This window comes from Sphingobium sp. Cam5-1 (genome assembly GCF_015693305.1).
GTDB lineage: Bacteria > Pseudomonadota > Alphaproteobacteria > Sphingomonadales > Sphingomonadaceae > Sphingobium.
Map to the genome: position 1 here is coordinate 100960 of NZ_CP065139.1, position 14792 is coordinate 115751.

Below are 14792 nucleotides of genomic sequence, written 5' to 3' on the forward strand. Positions count from 1 at the left end.
GGTTGGCCGTCAAGGCGAGGCTAAATTCAGCGCGGTGAAAGAAGGCGGCGGCGTTGCGCGGCAAGGGCTGCGCCGGTGAGCGGCGGCCGTTCGCTCGCTTCCTTGCCTTTGCGCAGGCGCTGGCGATCCTTCTCACGGGGTTCGGCAAGCCTGACGCGCACGGCGCTTTGCCCCTGGTTGCGTATCCCGAGTGCGTCCGCCGCCCCTCGGGAAAGGTCGATGATCCGCCCGCGCGTGAAGGGACCGCGATCATTGACGCGAACCAACACGGTGCGGCCGCTGCCCAGCTCCGTCACCTCTACATAGGAAGGCAGCGGCAAGGTGGGATGGGCTGCGCTGATACCGCCCGGCCGGAACTTCTCTCCGCGCGCGGTACGGTTGCCTGATTCATTTCCATACCAGCTGGCATAGCCGACCTCATCATAGCCTGGTTGTTGCGCGGGAACATAGGTGACACCGCGCACCGTATAGGGCGGCCCGACGCGAACCGGCGTGTCCGATACGGGCTGGTACGAAGCGCAGCCAGCGACAAACAGGGCAAGCAGGAGCGGCAAAAGGGAGGATCGCATGGGTTGCGTCATAACGGCACAGCGGCGGTCTGCTCAAGCCTGCTGTTATCGGGATAGCCAGTTGCGATTCCATGGGGATAGCGTGGCTTTACGTCAACTCTCCTAAAGGAGATTTGGCTTCGTCCCAAATCGCCGGACTTGCAGCATTAAGCGTCAGTGTTCGCGGAGCCGCGTCATTGTAGAATGCTGCTCAGTCGCCGGTGCTCGGGGAGCCTGCGGCTTCCGCGAGGTTCCCCCCGACCTTGCGGAACCGGGTCCGGTTGCCCCGACCATGATGTCGAACCTTTACAGCCGGACCCGACTTTCCTTCAGCCCCGTGTGGTCCAGGACAATGGGCAGCCGATCATGGTTTGGTACGGCGGTGCCTTTGGCGGTCTGCTTCGTCGATCGCCTTAATCAGATCGTCGAAGGCGCCGTCGCGCGGGAGCGGGAAGAGCCGGGAAAAACTTTCGCCAAGCCGATGAATATCGTTCTGCGTCAGCAGCCCTATCGCAACAATGTCTTCACGGGTGTCCATTCAAGACCCCTCCTGAATGACGATAAACGACGCAAAGCCGATCTGGTGCCAAGCTGTTGGAGCAAAGCGGCAAAAATCCTTATCTTTTTGGCGGGTTGATCGATCATGACGCGCGCCAGCGTTCGAGCGCGGCGTCATATTTGCGGCGTTCGTTTTCCACGCGGCTGGCCAGCTGACTATAGGTGGCCTGCTGCTGCTTGCGCAGCTGTTCGATCTGCTTGCGAAGCTGCGCCTGTTTCTCTTCGAGTTTCCTCAGCGCCGCCCTGCCTTCTTCCTCCTGCTGGGCGAGGGCTTCTTCCGCCTTGTCGAGTGGTCCCCGACTGGGTCGTGGTGTTGGAGAGGATGCGCGCTTCGGTGGCGAGTTGGGAGGAGTCGCTTTTCCCGGGCGGGATTGCGCCTTGCCGGGTAACTGCGGTGATTTGGCAAGGGATGCCAGATGTTCCGCCTCACTGCCGCGTGGTCGTTTGATGACCTTGCCGGGATTGGCGAGGGGTTCCCGCATCAATTCTGCGTCGGTGACCTGCTCGGCAGAACCGCGTGCGAAAAGATTGGCGTCGGCGCCCCAGGCTTTCAGCGCCGCCTTTTGACTGGGCGCAGCGACATAGGCGTCGTGGAAGCCGATAGGGGTGCGATAGACCTTGAGCGCGCGTGCCATGGTGGCTGAACGCCTTTGATGGCTTTGGGGTGCCGGGCTAACCGGCATGCCATTTCAGCGCCAACTTCTCTCATGGATACCTGCTGCTGTCGCGGCGTTGATCAACAGCAGCAAAAGGAAGAGTCGATGCAGCAGGACAGGAAAAGCGGCCAATCATCGGACGAACCAGCAGAAGGCTGGGATGACATCCCGCCGCCGGAACGGGGATCACCGCTGGCGGGTGGCGATCAGGAAAGCGACGAAGCGGAAAAAAGGATCGAAAGAGGCGATGTGAAGGACCCCAACCCGCTGGCGCCACCAGTCAATACGCAAGCAGGCAGTTGATGAGATCGGCCTGAATGGCGGATCGCCGCTTCAGCCGCTGATCACCGGATAACGCATTCGAAGGTCATCCATCAGCCCTTCGATCACCGAAACCTCATGGAAGGTGCCCGTTGGTGTGATCGTCCAGTTGCAATGCGGATGGGTGGCGCGGCTGTAGAGGCGGACGGCGCCGAGCACCTTGCGCCAGTGATGCTTGCTGCGGCCGTGGTCGCGAACAAGGCGGGCGACGAGGAGATCGGTGATTTTGTCAGACGTCATCTTCGGCTTTCTCTCCGCCGATCCAGCGGCCGGGCAATTCGATATAGGCTTCCAGTTCGCGCCAGTGACGGTCCCAACCGGGGCCACGACGGTCCTCCGGCACATAAGCTTCGACCATGCGACGGGCGCGGGCCACGACATTGTGGGGCGGTGTACGCAGGCGATCGAGAATGTGGCGGATATCCTCGCTCATGACGGGCTGATAGCCTGTCCTTGGCTAACGCGCCAGTCGCCGGGAGAGCGGCCGGTATAGGAACTCTTCATGGACAAAGCGGGCGCCAGGTTACATTCATCGTTGTAATTGATATGCTGATGGCAGCCGAGGGGATAGAAATGAGCCAGAAATCGACCATTCTCATCGTCGGCGCCACGGGCAAGACGGGTCGTCGTCTGGCCGATCATCTGACGGCTCTTGGTCACACTGTTCGCATTGGTTCGCGTAGCGCGGAGCAGCCGTTTGCGTGGGAGGATGAGGCCAGCTGGAAACCCCTGCTGGAGGGCGCGGATAGCCTTTATATCGCGCATCATGACAATACGCATCCCGATGCTGGCGCACAGATTGGGCGGCTTGCACAGCGTGCGCTCGATTGCGGGGTGAAGCGGCAGGTGCTGCTTTCCGGGCGAGCCGATGAGGGCTTTCTGGATGCGGTTGAAGGCGGATTCAGGGCAAGTGCGGCGAACTGGACAGTCCTTCGTCCGGCATGGTTCATGCAGAATTTCTCGGAAATGTTCTTCCTCGACGCGGTGCTGGCGGGTGAGATCGTGCTGCCCGTTGGTGTTGCGACCGAGCCGTTTATCGATATCGAAGATGTCGCTGCTGTCGCGGCAGAGGCGTTATTGGACGGTCGGCATAGTGGACAGATTTATGAGCTGACCGGGCCGGAATCGATAGGCTTTGAAGCAGCCGCCGACGCATTGACGAAGGCGACGGGACGGAAGATCAGTTTCACCCCCATCAGTTTCGACGCATTTCGGGAGTCGATCCTGTCGAACGGTTTGCCCGAGGGATATGCCTATACCTATTCGGGTATCGCCGACGGCAAGCTGGCCTATGTTACGGACGATGTTGAGCGGGTTTTGGGCCGGAAGCCGAGGTGTTTTTTCGAATATGCGCAGGATGCGGCGGCTAGCGGCGTTTGGGATGTGTGATTGATTGGCAGGGCTTAGAGCGGGACCCGGATCAACGACCGCTCACTCGCTGAGTTCGGGAAGCGGCGTCCATTCCCCGTCCGGGGCGAGTGGTGCGAAGATGCTATCGATAAGCGCATTCGTTACTTCTTCGGGGGTGGCCGGGTTCCATCTTGGCGCATTGTCCTTGTCGAAGATGACGGCGCGCACGCCTTCGATGAAGTCGGGGCGGCGGATGACGTGGCAGGCGATGCGATATTCATTGCGCATGTTGTCGGCGAAGTCTGTGAAGGCTGCGCCTTCTGCCATTTGCCGCAGGGCGACCTTGATCGTCTGGGGGGATTTGGTCGCAAGAACCGCGAGCTGCGCTCGTGACCATTCCGATCCGTCTGCGCGCAGGGCGGCGAGGATGTCTTCGTAGCGGTCGGGGGCGAACAGCCGGTCAATGTTGGCCCGCTGCGCTTCCCAGGCGGATTGGGGCGGCGGGTCGCTCATCTCGTCGAGGATTTCGCCGATGCCGTCGGGGTCTGCGATGATCCGGGCCTTGACCGCATCGAGCTTTTCCGAGGCCATATAATGGGTGGCGATGCCGATCGCTGCGCAGTCCGCTCCGTTGATGCGGGCTCCGGTGGTGGCGAGCCATGTGCCGGTGCGGCCCGGCATGCGTGGCAGGAACCAGCCACCGCCGACGTCGGGGAAAAGGCCGATACCTGTTTCGGGCATAGCGTAGACGGTTCTTTCCGTTGCGATGCGAAACCGCGCAGGATCGGATATGCCGACGCCTCCGCCCATGACTATGCCGTCGATGAAGGCGATGATGGGCTTTTCATATATAAACAGCAGATGGTTCAGCCGATATTCTGTATGGAAGAAGCGCTCCGCTTCCGAACAGTCGCCTTTCGCGCTGGTGGCGACCATGGCGATGTCGCCGCCGGCGCAGAAGCCGCGCGACAATTTGGGGTCGCCATCGGGGGAGGGGGCGTGGTCGAGCATGACGGCGGACACGTCCTCATCGTGACGCCAGGCGAGCAGGGCATCGATCATGGCGGCGCACATTTCGGTCGTTAGCGCATGGATCGCCCGTGGCCGGTTCAGGCGGATACGGCCGACGCCATTTTGCACGAAGATGATCAACTGATCTGTCATTCCTTGTCCCACCTGCTTCGTTGGCGCCGCGTGATGCTGTTATCGGTTCAAGTCGTTCCGGGGAAGGGGTCGCGGCTTGTTGGGAAGAGATGAACAACTACAGATGGATCGGCAGCAAAGTTGTCAGGCCTCATCTTTTTTTTAGCCACAAATGTTTGACCTGACGCGATAATTCGGTTAAATAATTCCCAAGGCAGAGAAGCGCGCTGCGGCGAGTGATCTGACGAAAAGGCAAACTGCTGGTGACGGCAGGACGCAAAGCTTCCGATCTCTTGATTGAGACAGCGGGGTTACCGAAACAGGACCTGACGCGATGAAACCGCTTATCCCTTTTTCTCCATTTCTGAAATTTGGGCCGCCTGGCCACGCGATTTGTCGGCGGGGCTGAATTAGCCCCCGGTCGGGCTGGCGCAGGATATCGATCGAGCCTGCCCGATCCCGGTTACAGGCATATCGCGATCATGTGCGGGATAGTCCCGCCATATCGCGCTGCCTCAACTCCCTCGGGTCGCACTGTGGGAGAGAAGCACAGCGTCCTAAAAGACCCATCTCCCCACCTGGGGCGCTGTGCTTCACTCATTCCGGGCATCGGATCGGCATGAAACAGGATGGTCGAGATAGCGGGCAAGCCGCTCGCTTGCTTCCGGCGTCAGGTGCAGGCCGAGCTTGCTGCGGCGGTAGAGAATGTCTTCCGCGGTTTGTGCCCATTCTTCCCTGACAAGATAGTCGACTTCGGCACGGCTGAGGTCGCCGCCGAACATCTCCCCCAGATCGTCCAGCGTTCCGGCGGCGCCCAGCAGTTTCAGGGCGCAGGTGCCGTAAGCGCGGGCCAGGCGGTGGAGGAGCGAATGGGGCAGGGCGGGATATTGGTGTTCCAACTCTCGCAAGAAGGCGTTGAGGTCCCCGCCGGGCATGTCCCCGCCCGGAAGCGGTGCGTTCGCGGTCCAGGCGCCCCGCGTCTCTATTCCTTGAGACGCGAGGAGATTGAGCGCCTGCTCGGCAAGTTTCCGGTAGGTGGTGATCTTACCGCCGAAGATGCTGAGAAGGGGAGCGCCTTCGCTGTCGAGATCGAGGACATAGTCGCGGGTGACGGCGGAGGCATTGCCTGCCTGATCGTCATAGAGGGGGCGGATGCCTGAATAGGACCAGATTATATCTTCGCGCGCGATTTTCCGGGAGAAATAGCGGTTTGCCACGCCCAGCAGATAGTCGACCTCGGTTTCGCTGATTTGGGGCTTGCCCGGTGGATCGTGCCACTCTTGTTCGGTGGTGCCGATCAGCGTGAAGTGATGCTCATAGGGAATGGCGAAGATGATGCGGCCGTCAGAGTGCTGGAGCGTGAAGGCATGGTCCCCTTCGTGGAGGCGTGGGACGACGATATGGCTGCCTTTTACGAGGCGGACTTTCCGGCGGCTATGGAGGCCGGAGCGGGCGATGATGTCGGCGACCCATGGACCTGCGGCATTGACCAATATGCGTGCGCGCACTTCCTTAACGCCATGCGCATCCTCGATCGTGGCTGACCAGACTGACCCGTCCCGGCGGGCGTGGAGCAGGCGGGTGCGGGTTTCGATATGCGCGCCTTGCTTGGCCGCGTCCATCGCGTTCAGTACCACCAAGCGGCTGTCTTCAACCCAGCAGTCCGAATAGAGGAAGCCGCGTCCCTTGCGGTTTGCAAGGCCGTTTCCCAGGGGCGATCGATCGAGCGCGATCGTCCGCGTGCCGGGCAATTTCTGCCGACCGCCCAGATGGTCATAGATAAAGAGGCCGAGACGCACCAACCATGCCGGGCGCGTCGAGAGGTTTTGCGGCATCAGGAAGCCAAGCGGCCAGATGATGTGAGGCGCCATGCGCCAAAGCCGTTCCCGTTCGATCAGGGATTCACGGACCAGCCGAAACTCGCCATATTCGAGATAACGCAGGCCGCCGTGGATCAACTTGGTTGAGGCGGACGAGGTTTGGCTGGCAAGATCGTCCTGTTCTATCAGGAGGACCCGATAACCCCGCCCAGCTGCGTCGCGGGCGATGCCGACGCCGTTTATCCCTCCGCCCACGATCAGCATGTCATAGAGAGGTGGCGTGGCCAAGATGCTCTACCTCCGCACTTCTGAAACATGAAGGCGGTGGGGCTGCTTCAGTTTCACGAAGGTTCCGAGTTCGCGGCGCAGCATTTCCAGCATCCAGAGTCGATGGCTTTCGATATATTGGGGAAAGCCGTCCGGTTTGGCGGGGTCGAAAACGGGGACCTGCCAGTCCGCAGGCTGTTCTTCATAGCTGCTTTCGATCTGGGCGGCCCCGTCATCGGGGGCATCGACATGGCTGCCCAAATAGCTGTTGCCCTTGAACCGGAAAGATTCCGCTGGGTCAAAGCCCGCCTTGATCAGATAGTCAGGGCCGTTGCGCCCGATCTCGCTACCGTAGCGGGCAGTCCCCGCAACCTTGAACACATTGCTGCGGAAGCGGACGCCGCGCGCCCATCCGTCCCATTGGGTCGCGACGACCATCTGCACGTCCATCGCCTTTCCGACATGGACGACATTTTTCTCGATCAGCGCGTCCGACACATTGCCTGCGATCTGGAATATGCGCGTTCCGTCATTGCGGCTGACGTTGAAGCGGGCGACGGTCTTGTGATTGCCGATATTGGCGCTGTCGTCCTGGCCGGGCGAACAGATGAGCAGAAAGCCGCCTGCATTGTCATGGCTGTAATTGTAGAGGAACGTCGTGCGGCGGGAGTTGAAATCGGAATCAAAGCCCTGACCATCATAGCGGGTGCGGGTATAGGCGGCCTCATTCAATTGTATCAGGCTGTTATCGGTGCTCCATTGCCAGATGCCTGCATTATAGCCGGGCGCGCGACTGCCCGCATAGCGCACGATATTATGTTCGATGAGCGCGCCATTGGTGCCGCGCGGTACGATGCCGTCGCCGCCAACATCCTCCACATAATTGTCGCGGATGACGACTTTTTCGCTGGGGAACCAGTTGGAGGACGTCACCTGATCGCTGATCCCGGCTATGCCGGATCGATCGACGCGCCAGACGATGTTGCGTTCGATGATGAGGTCGTCAAACCGGGTCGGCAGCTTTTGCCCGGTGGCGCGGAAGACTATGCCGCCATTATCCTTTCGGTCGTTGGTCCCGCGTACATCGTGAATGTACATGTCCCGAATGCGGATGCCGCGCGTGATGCCGCGATCCTCCGCTGATATGAGAAGGCCGGTGCGGTGGGCGGGAAGGGGGCTGTCGTTCGTGACTTCGAAACCGCTGACCGTCACATAATCCGCATTGATGATGCCGACGGCATGGGGAGAAACCCCGCCTGCATCAATCCGCGCGCGAGGGCCTGTTCCGTCAGAGGTGACGGTGATGGGCGCCTTTTCACTGCCCGATCGGGTGAGGGTGAGAGGTTCCCGCCATACCGATCCCGCCATCAGCTTGACCTGATCGCCCGGTTGCAGCGGGAAAGTCGATAGGCGCGAGAGAGAGCGCCAAGGCTGCGTTGGTGAGGTGCCGTTGAAGCTGTCGTCGCCCAGCGTGGAACTCACATAATAGGTTTCGGCATTGGCTGTCGCAACGAAGCCTGAAGGCAGGGCAAGAAGGGATGCGGCGGCCAATGATTTCAGCAAGTTCGGCGATCCCTTCGCGCTAGGTCGGTTTCTTGTTTTAGCGCAACGAGGCTGAATGCGAAGTGAAATGATCGCCAAGGTCAGGCAGAAAAAGGCCCCGCCTCCGGGAGGAGACGGGGCATGGGAGGGCGGGATGGCCCCGAAAAGGGTTAGAATTTGGCGCCGACGGTGATGCCGTAAGTTCGCGGTTCGGCATAATATCCGCCCGCATAGCCGAGCTGGCCGAAGTCGATGCCGCGAACGAAATCCTTCGCGTTGGTGAGGTTCTTCACCCACAGGCGGACTTCGCCTTCGCCCGTCCCCAGCGGAATGCCGTCGATGCCGATCTGGGCGTCGATCAGGTCGATATTATCGCCCTTGATCTGTTCGTTGAACGGGGAACCGAGGCTGCTGCTGAAATTATATTTGCCGTCTTCATGCGTATAGCCGATCCGACCACGCAGGGTTGCATTACCCCAGTTCAGCGGGAATTGCGCGTTCAGTGCCACATTGGCGGTCAGCGGTGCCGTATAGCCGGGCGTTGCGATCGACGCGATGTTGACCGCAGGCTCCCCGGCCACGGGCGACTGTCCGGCCAGGAACTCCTTATATTTTATGTCGATATAGCCAATGCTGCCATCGATCGAGAAGTTGTCGGAAAGGACCGCCTGCGCTTCGGCTTCGACGCCATTATAGACGACCTTGCCCGCGTTGATGATCCGGGTGGCAAATGTGCCCGCTGGAGCGTCGGTGACGGGGCCGATAACGGCCAGATTGTCGTAGATGTTGTGATAGGCCGCGACGTTCAGGCGCAGGCGGCGGTTGAACAATTCCGTCTTTGCCCCGATTTCATAGGAGGTCACCTTCTCCGGTTCAAAGCTGCCCAGCTGGTTGGTGCCGGTGAGCGCGGGGTCCTGAGAATTGAAGCCACCCGAACGATAGCCCGTGGCGGCGCGCGCATAGACGTTGATGCCATCGGCGACGTCGTAACCCGCCATCAGGTTCCAGGTGAACTTGCTGAATTTGGCAGCGCCATATTCAGGGACGGGAGGCGGGACTGCGCCGTTCTGGAGACGGATCATCTTCTTTTCGTCCCAGGTGTAGCGGCCGCCAGCGGTGAGGCGGATGCCACTGTCACGACCACCCGGGTAGAAGGTGAATTGGCCATAGACCGCAGTGCTCTCGCTCGATGTCGTGTAGTCAAGCCGGGCAAGCGTCTGGACGAGCCGGTAACGGGCCGGGTTGGCAGCGGCAAAGCCCGGTCCAAGGGGGCCGAAATTGGCGAGGAAGACCGAGTTAGTGTCCAGAATGAAACCGCTATTTTGACGGCCATTCTCCGATCCCTTTTCCCAGAAATAGAAGCCGCCGACGACCCAGTCGAGCGCGCTGCTGTCGCCGGAGATTTCGATTTCCTGACTGAACTGCTTGTGACGCCGACTGTTATCGACGGAGAAGAGATCCTGGCTGATGGTTGGCACAGGCGCTGCGGAGATGAACGGAATGGCGGCGGCGGGGATGGTGGGGATGAACTGCAACAGCGACGCGGGCATGCCGTTGAACAATGTTGCGTTGGAGAATGCAGGGCCGCTGAAAGCGCCGAGGCCGTCCAGATCGGTTACATAGTCGCTGTTCCAGAAACGATAGCCTGTGGTCGACTTGACTTTGAACCCGCCAAAATCATTCTGGACTTGGAGGTTATGACCCCAGGTCTTATCGACGGCGCGGCTCAGGATGTTGTTGCAGACTTCGTGCCGGTAGGTGCGGCGGGGGGTGGCCAGTGCCGCGCATTCGGGATCGGCGAAGGTCGCTCCCGCCAGATATTGAGCGACCGGTGCCTGCTGCGTCACCAGCGCCTGTCGGCCATCGACAGTGATCGGGGCAATGGGCGTGCCATCCGCCACATGAGTCAGGATGAAGGGGAGCGGCGTGCCCTTGATACGGTTCCAGTCGAAAACATATTGGATGCTGCCGGTCCCGCCCAGGTCGATTTTGGCGCCAGCCCGAAACGCGTCGGACTTGCGCGCACCCGGATCGCGGGAGTCGCGGGGTTGCAGGATGTTGTCGATGACCCCGTCCCGTTCGCTGTGGCTGTAGGAGAAGGTGGTTGAGATGCCTGCGATCTCGCCGGGATCGAGGGAAATTTTGCCGTTCCAGGCGTTGAAATTGCCGTAGCCAGCCTCCGCCTTCAGCCGGAAGGTGGATGAGGGCGCGCGGGAAATGAAGTGGATCGCGCCGCCCGTTGTATTGCGGCCGAACAGGGTGCCCTGCGGCCCGCGCAGAACCTCCACCCGTTCAATGTCCATGACGCTAAGGCCCATGGCACCGCCGCGCGCGATATAGACGCCGTCCACGTAAAGGCCGTTGGCAGCATCGATGCCGAAGCTTTCGCTGCCGCCGTTCGAGATGCCGCGCATGGAAAAGACCGCCGCGCTGTTGCTGGTGGTGCCCTGCGTCACTACGACGTTTGGAGAAAGGCCGCTGAGGTCCCGGCTGTCGCGAATGCCGAGCTGTTCCACCTTTTCAGAGCTGATCGCGCTGATGGCGATGGGGACATCCTGAAGATTTTGGGCCCGCTTCTGGGCAGTGACGACGATTTCATCGAGCCCCGGCTCCGAAGGCGTCGCGGCGGTCTGCGCCATTGATTGGCTGGCAAGAGCCAAGCCGCTGACCCCAATGATCAGTCGTAGCGCTGCACATGTATATGTCTTGGCCATCAATATCTCTCCCATAGATATTATAAGGTTCGTAGTTGTGACGAATGCGGACGCGCCGAAGTCTATTTGCGTGTGCCGGACTATTCAGTTCTGGATGTCGCTGGTTTGGGCCTCAGCTCGGCATGTAAAGTTGAGCCGCCTTCCCGCCATCGACGGGTAGAGCTGTTCCCGTGATGTAACTTGCGGCGTCGGACAACATGAAAACGATGGCGTGAGCCAGTTCTTCGGGCTGGCCCCCACGTTTCATGGGTATGGCGGCCGTTGTACGGGCGGCAGTGTCCGCTGCGCGTGCCGAGAACAGTTCGGTGGGTGCGGTTTGCACCTGGCCGGGAATGATCGCGTTTATCCTGATGCCGAGTGGCGCAGCCTCCATCGCGGCGGCGGCCGTGAAGTGGATGAGCGCGGCCTTGGAGGCGGAATAGCTTGCCATGTTCACGGTCGCGCGGATGCCGCAGGTTGAGGCGATATTGACGATCGATCCCTTGGCCGCCTGAGCCATTACTTTCAGGGCAGCCTTGGTGCTGACGAAGGCGGCGTCGCTGTTGACGGCGAAATCCTTGCGCCAATGTTCCAGCGTCAGTTTGGTGATCGGCGCATAATGGGTGGACATGGCGTTGTTCACGAGCATGTCGAGGCGCCCATATCGTTGCGCGGTGCCTTCGACCATTGCCGCAAGGGCATCGGTGTCGGTGACGTCGAGTTGGATTGCTTCGATCCGGCCGCCTTGTGCGGCGATGCTGTCGCGCGCGCTGTCGAGCAGCGCCTGCCTGCGGCCGCAGATGACGACCTGAGCGCCGCGCTGCGCCAACAGGGCGGCGGTCGCGAAGCCGATGCCATCGCTGCCGCCTGTGATGATGGCGACGCGGCCTTGAAAATCCTCGCTCATTCGACGTCCAGAACCTCACCTAAACAGAATCACACTCTTGCCGAAACCGGTGCGATGCGACTCAGGATCATTCAGAATTCGTAATTTGTAAATCTATAAATTCCGAATATGGATGTTTCGCGGCGTCGTAGAGGATATATGATGGCATCGTAACGATGTCGCGATCCGCTATCATTCAAGCCGGGATAGCGCGAAAATCATTTTGGTTTCAGGGCATTTCAGCGACTTCCTCGCTTGCGGAAGCAGTATGAATGGCAGTCTGATACATGCGGAAAAATAATATTGTTGAATTACGCGAATGAGGGAATAAAGTTGGCTTCAACAAAAGCAGGCGACGAGTCGAGGATGGAGGATGTCGGGAATGAGCGGGGGCTGCGGCTCCGGCTCCAACTCTCGTCGATAAATTCCACGGCGGTAGAGTGATCCCCAAGGATAGCATGAGCAAGATCGACCCAATTTTCGCGACAGTCACCGCGCCAGGCACGCCTTTTGAAATTGGCGAGCAGGATGGGCTGCGCTTTTTCGTGAACGCGCCGTCGGACCTCAATCAATTGATAGAAGGCGCGCGCCGCTTCGGAGAGCAGGTCTGTATCGTTGATTTTGACGGGCCGACGGGTGAGCGGCGGCTGAGTTTTGCGGACATGTTCGCTTGGCGGGATCAGTTGGCCGCCCGGTTGGGCGTCGAGCGGGGGCAGCGGGTCGCAATCTGCATGCGCAACCGCGCGGAGTGGGTGGTGGCGTTTCTGGCGGTTGTGAAGCAGGGCGGCGTTGCGGCATTGCTCAACAGCCGCGGGTCGCCCGCCGAACTTCATACCATGGTCGAGGAGGTTACGCCGGACCTTGTTCTGGCGGACACTGAAAGAGCGGCGTTGCTGCGCGACGGAGGCTATGCGGGGCGTCTGATCGACGTGACGCAGCCATTGGGTGATGAGACGTCACCGATTGCGAACAATGCGACTGCGGGACCGGGCGATCCGTGCGCCATATTGTTCACATCGGGAACGACCGGGCGGGTAAAGGGCGCGGTGCTATCACACCGCAGTCTGATTACCGGATTGCTGGGCACGCAGCTGACCGGAATGATGGTGCTGCACAATATGGCGCGGGAATATGGTGTTCCGGTGGAAGCCATCGCAGCGCAGGTGCCGCCCCAGGCTATTTTGCTGGTTTATCCGCTTTTTCACATTTCGGGGCTGGGTGCTGGCTTCCTTGCGCCGTTCCTGTCGGGCGGCAAGATCGTCGTCATGCGCCGCTGGGATGCGGAAGAGGCCGTGCGCCTGATCGAGCGGGAGCGGGTGACGCAGCTTTCCACTGTTCCCACCATGTTGTGGGACATGGTGCATCGCGCGCGCAGCAAAGATGCTGACCTTAGTTCCGTGCGGAACATTGGATCGGGCGGGCAGGCGCTGCCGCTCAACCTGCTGGAAGAGGTGCGGAAGCTATGCCCGCATGCGATGATCGGCACCGGCTATGGCATGACCGAAACGTCGGGCGCGATTGCGCAGGCCGTGGGAGCGGACTTTCTGGCGGCTCGTGCTTCGGCGGGACGGGTGTTGCCGCTGGTAGATTTGCGGATCGAGCGCGAGGACAGCGCGGTCTGTGGACCCAATGAAACCGGCGAGATCATCGTGCGCAGTGCCATGATCATGAATGGCTATTGGAACAGGCCGGAGGATACGGCAAAGAGCCTTACGCCCGATGGCTGGCTGCGCACCGGCGACATCGGCTATCAGGATGAGGACGGCTATATCTTCATCGTCGATCGCGCCAAGGACATGGTGATTTCGGGCGGCGAGAATATCTATTGCGCCGAAGTCGAGCGTGTCCTGAGCGAAATGCCGCAAATCACTGAATGCGCGACGTTTGGGATCGCGGACGAGCGGCTGGGCGAGGCGCTGGTCGCCGTGGTGCATGCGGATGGCCTGGATGAACGTAGCATCATCGATTGGGTGGCGGGCAGGCTCGCGCCGTACAAGGCGCCCGTGCGCGTGGCTTTCTCGCGCGATCCTCTGCCGCGCAACCAGTCGCAGAAAATCAACAAGATCGCGCTTCGTGCGCTCTGGCCCGAGCTGGCCGAAAACAACTGAACAGGAGAGTTCCTCATGGGCATGCCCAAGGACATAAAGATAATCGACTGCATGCTTGGGATTCCGGAGGCGGAAGACCGTTCCGCTTGGTTCGATCCGTTCCGGCCGCTGATCAAGGATCAGCAGACGCTCCAGCAGTTCGCGATGCCCGCGCAATATATGTTCAAGGACATTCCGCAGACCGGCAAGGTCGATGATTTCGTGTCCTGGACCGTCGAGCAGATGGACCAATACGGCATCGACAAGGCGCTGGTCGGATGGAGCGACAATGCGAAGTCCTACCGCGCGAAGGAGATGTATGGCGACCGTTTCTTCTTCGACCTGCCGTGCGATCCCAATAAGGGCATGGAAGAAGTCAGGCGGATCAAGCGTATCCACGCCGAAGTAGGCCTGTCGGCGATTAGCGTGTTCCCGGCGGGCACGCTGCCGCAGGTGGCGATCAATCATAAATATATGTTCCCGCTGTACACGGTTGCCGCCGAACTGGGTCTGCCTGTGCTGCTGAATGCCGGTATTCCGGGTCCGCGTATTCCGATGGAAACGCAAAAGGTCGAGCATCTAGATGAGGTTTGCTGGTTCTTCCCTGACCTGAAAGTCGTCATGCGCCATGGCGCGGAGCCGTGGGAGGCTCTGGCCGTCAAGCTGATGCTGAAATGGCCTAACCTTTATTATTCGACCAGCGCCTTTGCGCCAAAGCACTATCCCAAGGCGATCATCGACTATGCCAATACGCGCGGCGCGGACAAGATCATCTATGCTGGGTACTTCCCCATGGGACTCAGCTTGGAACGGATCTTCAGCGACATGCAAAACGTCCCCTTCAAGGACGAAGTCTGGCCGAAATTCCTGCGTGAAAACGCCCTCAAGGTCTTTGACCTCAAATAATCTGACGGAGCTTTT

General features: G+C 60.2%; 14 protein-coding genes and 1 riboswitch. Of the genes, 4 read left to right on the plus strand and 10 right to left on the minus strand.

All coding sequences use genetic code 11. The features are described 5' to 3' along the window. Positions 1-26: 26 nt before the first annotated feature. The 3 genes from IZV00_RS14600 to IZV00_RS14610 all read right to left on the minus strand — a co-directional run bounded on the left by IZV00_RS14600 (position 27) and on the right by IZV00_RS14610 (position 1741). The gene (locus tag IZV00_RS14600) at positions 27-569 is read right to left on the minus strand and encodes a septal ring lytic transglycosylase RlpA family protein (protein WP_196227158.1); all 543 of its coding nucleotides are present in this window, start codon (positions 567-569) and stop codon (positions 27-29) included. A gap of 343 nt (positions 570-912) precedes the next feature. After that, positions 913-1086 carry a hypothetical protein gene (locus IZV00_RS21225; protein ID WP_230463438.1) on the minus strand — a complete coding sequence of 58 codons (174 nt, stop codon included), beginning with the start codon at positions 1084-1086 and terminating at the stop codon, positions 913-915. Between the two features lie 103 nt (positions 1087-1189). Continuing rightward, positions 1190-1741, minus strand: coding sequence for a hypothetical protein (locus IZV00_RS14610; protein WP_196227160.1), 552 nt, complete (start codon positions 1739-1741; stop codon positions 1190-1192). Between the two features lie 126 nt (positions 1742-1867). Here IZV00_RS14610 and IZV00_RS14615 point away from each other — a divergent pair, with 126 nt between their 5' ends. Then, the gene (locus IZV00_RS14615; RefSeq protein WP_196227161.1) at positions 1868-2065 is read left to right on the plus strand and encodes a hypothetical protein; all 198 of its coding nucleotides are present in this window, start codon (positions 1868-1870) and stop codon (positions 2063-2065) included. A gap of 30 nt (positions 2066-2095) precedes the next feature. On the opposite strand, the gene IZV00_RS14620 is transcribed toward IZV00_RS14615, so the two are convergent. Together IZV00_RS14620 and IZV00_RS14625 are read right to left on the minus strand one after the other, a co-directional pair. Further along, on the minus strand, positions 2096-2323 hold the full coding sequence (locus tag IZV00_RS14620) for a hypothetical protein (RefSeq protein WP_196227162.1): 228 nt from the start codon (positions 2321-2323) through the stop codon (positions 2096-2098). Beyond that, on the minus strand, positions 2313-2516 hold the full coding sequence (locus IZV00_RS14625) for a hypothetical protein (protein ID WP_196227163.1): 204 nt from the start codon (positions 2514-2516) through the stop codon (positions 2313-2315). Before IZV00_RS14625 ends, IZV00_RS14620 begins: the two co-directional genes overlap by 11 nt. Before the next feature lie 140 nt (positions 2517-2656). Between IZV00_RS14625 and IZV00_RS14630 the strand changes: the two genes are divergently transcribed. Next, complete coding sequence (locus IZV00_RS14630) at positions 2657-3472, plus strand: NmrA family NAD(P)-binding protein (RefSeq protein ID WP_230463439.1); 816 nt, start codon at positions 2657-2659, stop codon at positions 3470-3472. 42 nt (positions 3473-3514) lie between these two features. Here IZV00_RS14630 and IZV00_RS14635 read toward each other — a convergent pair whose 3' ends face one another. The 5 genes from IZV00_RS14635 to IZV00_RS14655 form a co-directional block, all read right to left on the minus strand. Continuing rightward, the gene (locus tag IZV00_RS14635; RefSeq protein ID WP_196227164.1) at positions 3515-4597 is read right to left on the minus strand and encodes an enoyl-CoA hydratase/isomerase family protein; all 1083 of its coding nucleotides are present in this window, start codon (positions 4595-4597) and stop codon (positions 3515-3517) included. Between the two features lie 220 nt (positions 4598-4817). After that, positions 4818-4895, plus strand: a riboswitch (cyclic di-GMP riboswitch). A 274-nt stretch (positions 4896-5169) separates the two neighbouring features. After that, complete coding sequence (gene glpD, locus IZV00_RS14640; RefSeq protein WP_196227448.1) at positions 5170-6660, minus strand: glycerol-3-phosphate dehydrogenase; 1491 nt, start codon at positions 6658-6660, stop codon at positions 5170-5172. Between the two features lie 30 nt (positions 6661-6690). Further along, positions 6691-8226, minus strand: coding sequence for a right-handed parallel beta-helix repeat-containing protein (locus IZV00_RS14645; RefSeq protein ID WP_196227165.1), 1536 nt, complete (start codon positions 8224-8226; stop codon positions 6691-6693). A gap of 149 nt (positions 8227-8375) precedes the next feature. Then, the gene (locus tag IZV00_RS14650; protein WP_196227166.1) at positions 8376-10919 is read right to left on the minus strand and encodes a TonB-dependent receptor; all 2544 of its coding nucleotides are present in this window, start codon (positions 10917-10919) and stop codon (positions 8376-8378) included. Between the two features lie 112 nt (positions 10920-11031). Continuing rightward, complete coding sequence (locus IZV00_RS14655; protein WP_196227167.1) at positions 11032-11805, minus strand: SDR family NAD(P)-dependent oxidoreductase; 774 nt, start codon at positions 11803-11805, stop codon at positions 11032-11034. 437 nt (positions 11806-12242) lie between these two features. Here IZV00_RS14655 and IZV00_RS14660 point away from each other — a divergent pair, with 437 nt between their 5' ends. Together IZV00_RS14660 and IZV00_RS14665 are read left to right on the plus strand one after the other, a co-directional pair. Next, complete coding sequence (locus IZV00_RS14660; RefSeq protein ID WP_196227168.1) at positions 12243-13892, plus strand: class I adenylate-forming enzyme family protein; 1650 nt, start codon at positions 12243-12245, stop codon at positions 13890-13892. Positions 13893-13907: 15 nt separating this feature from the next. After that, positions 13908-14777, plus strand: coding sequence for an amidohydrolase family protein (locus tag IZV00_RS14665; RefSeq protein WP_196227169.1), 870 nt, complete (start codon positions 13908-13910; stop codon positions 14775-14777). Positions 14778-14792 lie beyond the last annotated feature (15 nt).

Coding starts and splice junctions, on each gene's coding strand:
- IZV00_RS14660 (WP_196227168.1), top strand. CDS start 12,243: ATGAGCAAGATCGACCCAATTTTCGCGACAGTCACCGCGCCAGGCACG.
- IZV00_RS14665 (WP_196227169.1), top strand. CDS start 13,908: ATGGGCATGCCCAAGGACATAAAGATAATCGACTGCATGCTTGGGATT.
- IZV00_RS14620 (WP_196227162.1), bottom strand. CDS start 2,323: ATGACGTCTGACAAAATCACCGATCTCCTCGTCGCCCGCCTTGTTCGC.
- IZV00_RS14655 (WP_196227167.1), bottom strand. CDS start 11,805: ATGAGCGAGGATTTTCAAGGCCGCGTCGCCATCATCACAGGCGGCAGC.
- IZV00_RS14610 (WP_196227160.1), bottom strand. CDS start 1,741: ATGGCACGCGCGCTCAAGGTCTATCGCACCCCTATCGGCTTCCACGAC.
- IZV00_RS14615 (WP_196227161.1), top strand. CDS start 1,868: ATGCAGCAGGACAGGAAAAGCGGCCAATCATCGGACGAACCAGCAGAA.
- IZV00_RS14630 (WP_230463439.1), top strand. CDS start 2,657: ATGAGCCAGAAATCGACCATTCTCATCGTCGGCGCCACGGGCAAGACG.
- IZV00_RS14635 (WP_196227164.1), bottom strand. CDS start 4,597: ATGACAGATCAGTTGATCATCTTCGTGCAAAATGGCGTCGGCCGTATC.
- IZV00_RS14625 (WP_196227163.1), bottom strand. CDS start 2,516: ATGAGCGAGGATATCCGCCACATTCTCGATCGCCTGCGTACACCGCCC.
- IZV00_RS14650 (WP_196227166.1), bottom strand. CDS start 10,919: ATGGCCAAGACATATACATGTGCAGCGCTACGACTGATCATTGGGGTC.
- glpD (WP_196227448.1), bottom strand. CDS start 6,660: ATGCTGATCGTGGGCGGAGGGATAAACGGCGTCGGCATCGCCCGCGAC.
- IZV00_RS21225 (WP_230463438.1), bottom strand. CDS start 1,086: ATGGACACCCGTGAAGACATTGTTGCGATAGGGCTGCTGACGCAGAAC.
- IZV00_RS14600 (WP_196227158.1), bottom strand. CDS start 569: ATGCGATCCTCCCTTTTGCCGCTCCTGCTTGCCCTGTTTGTCGCTGGC.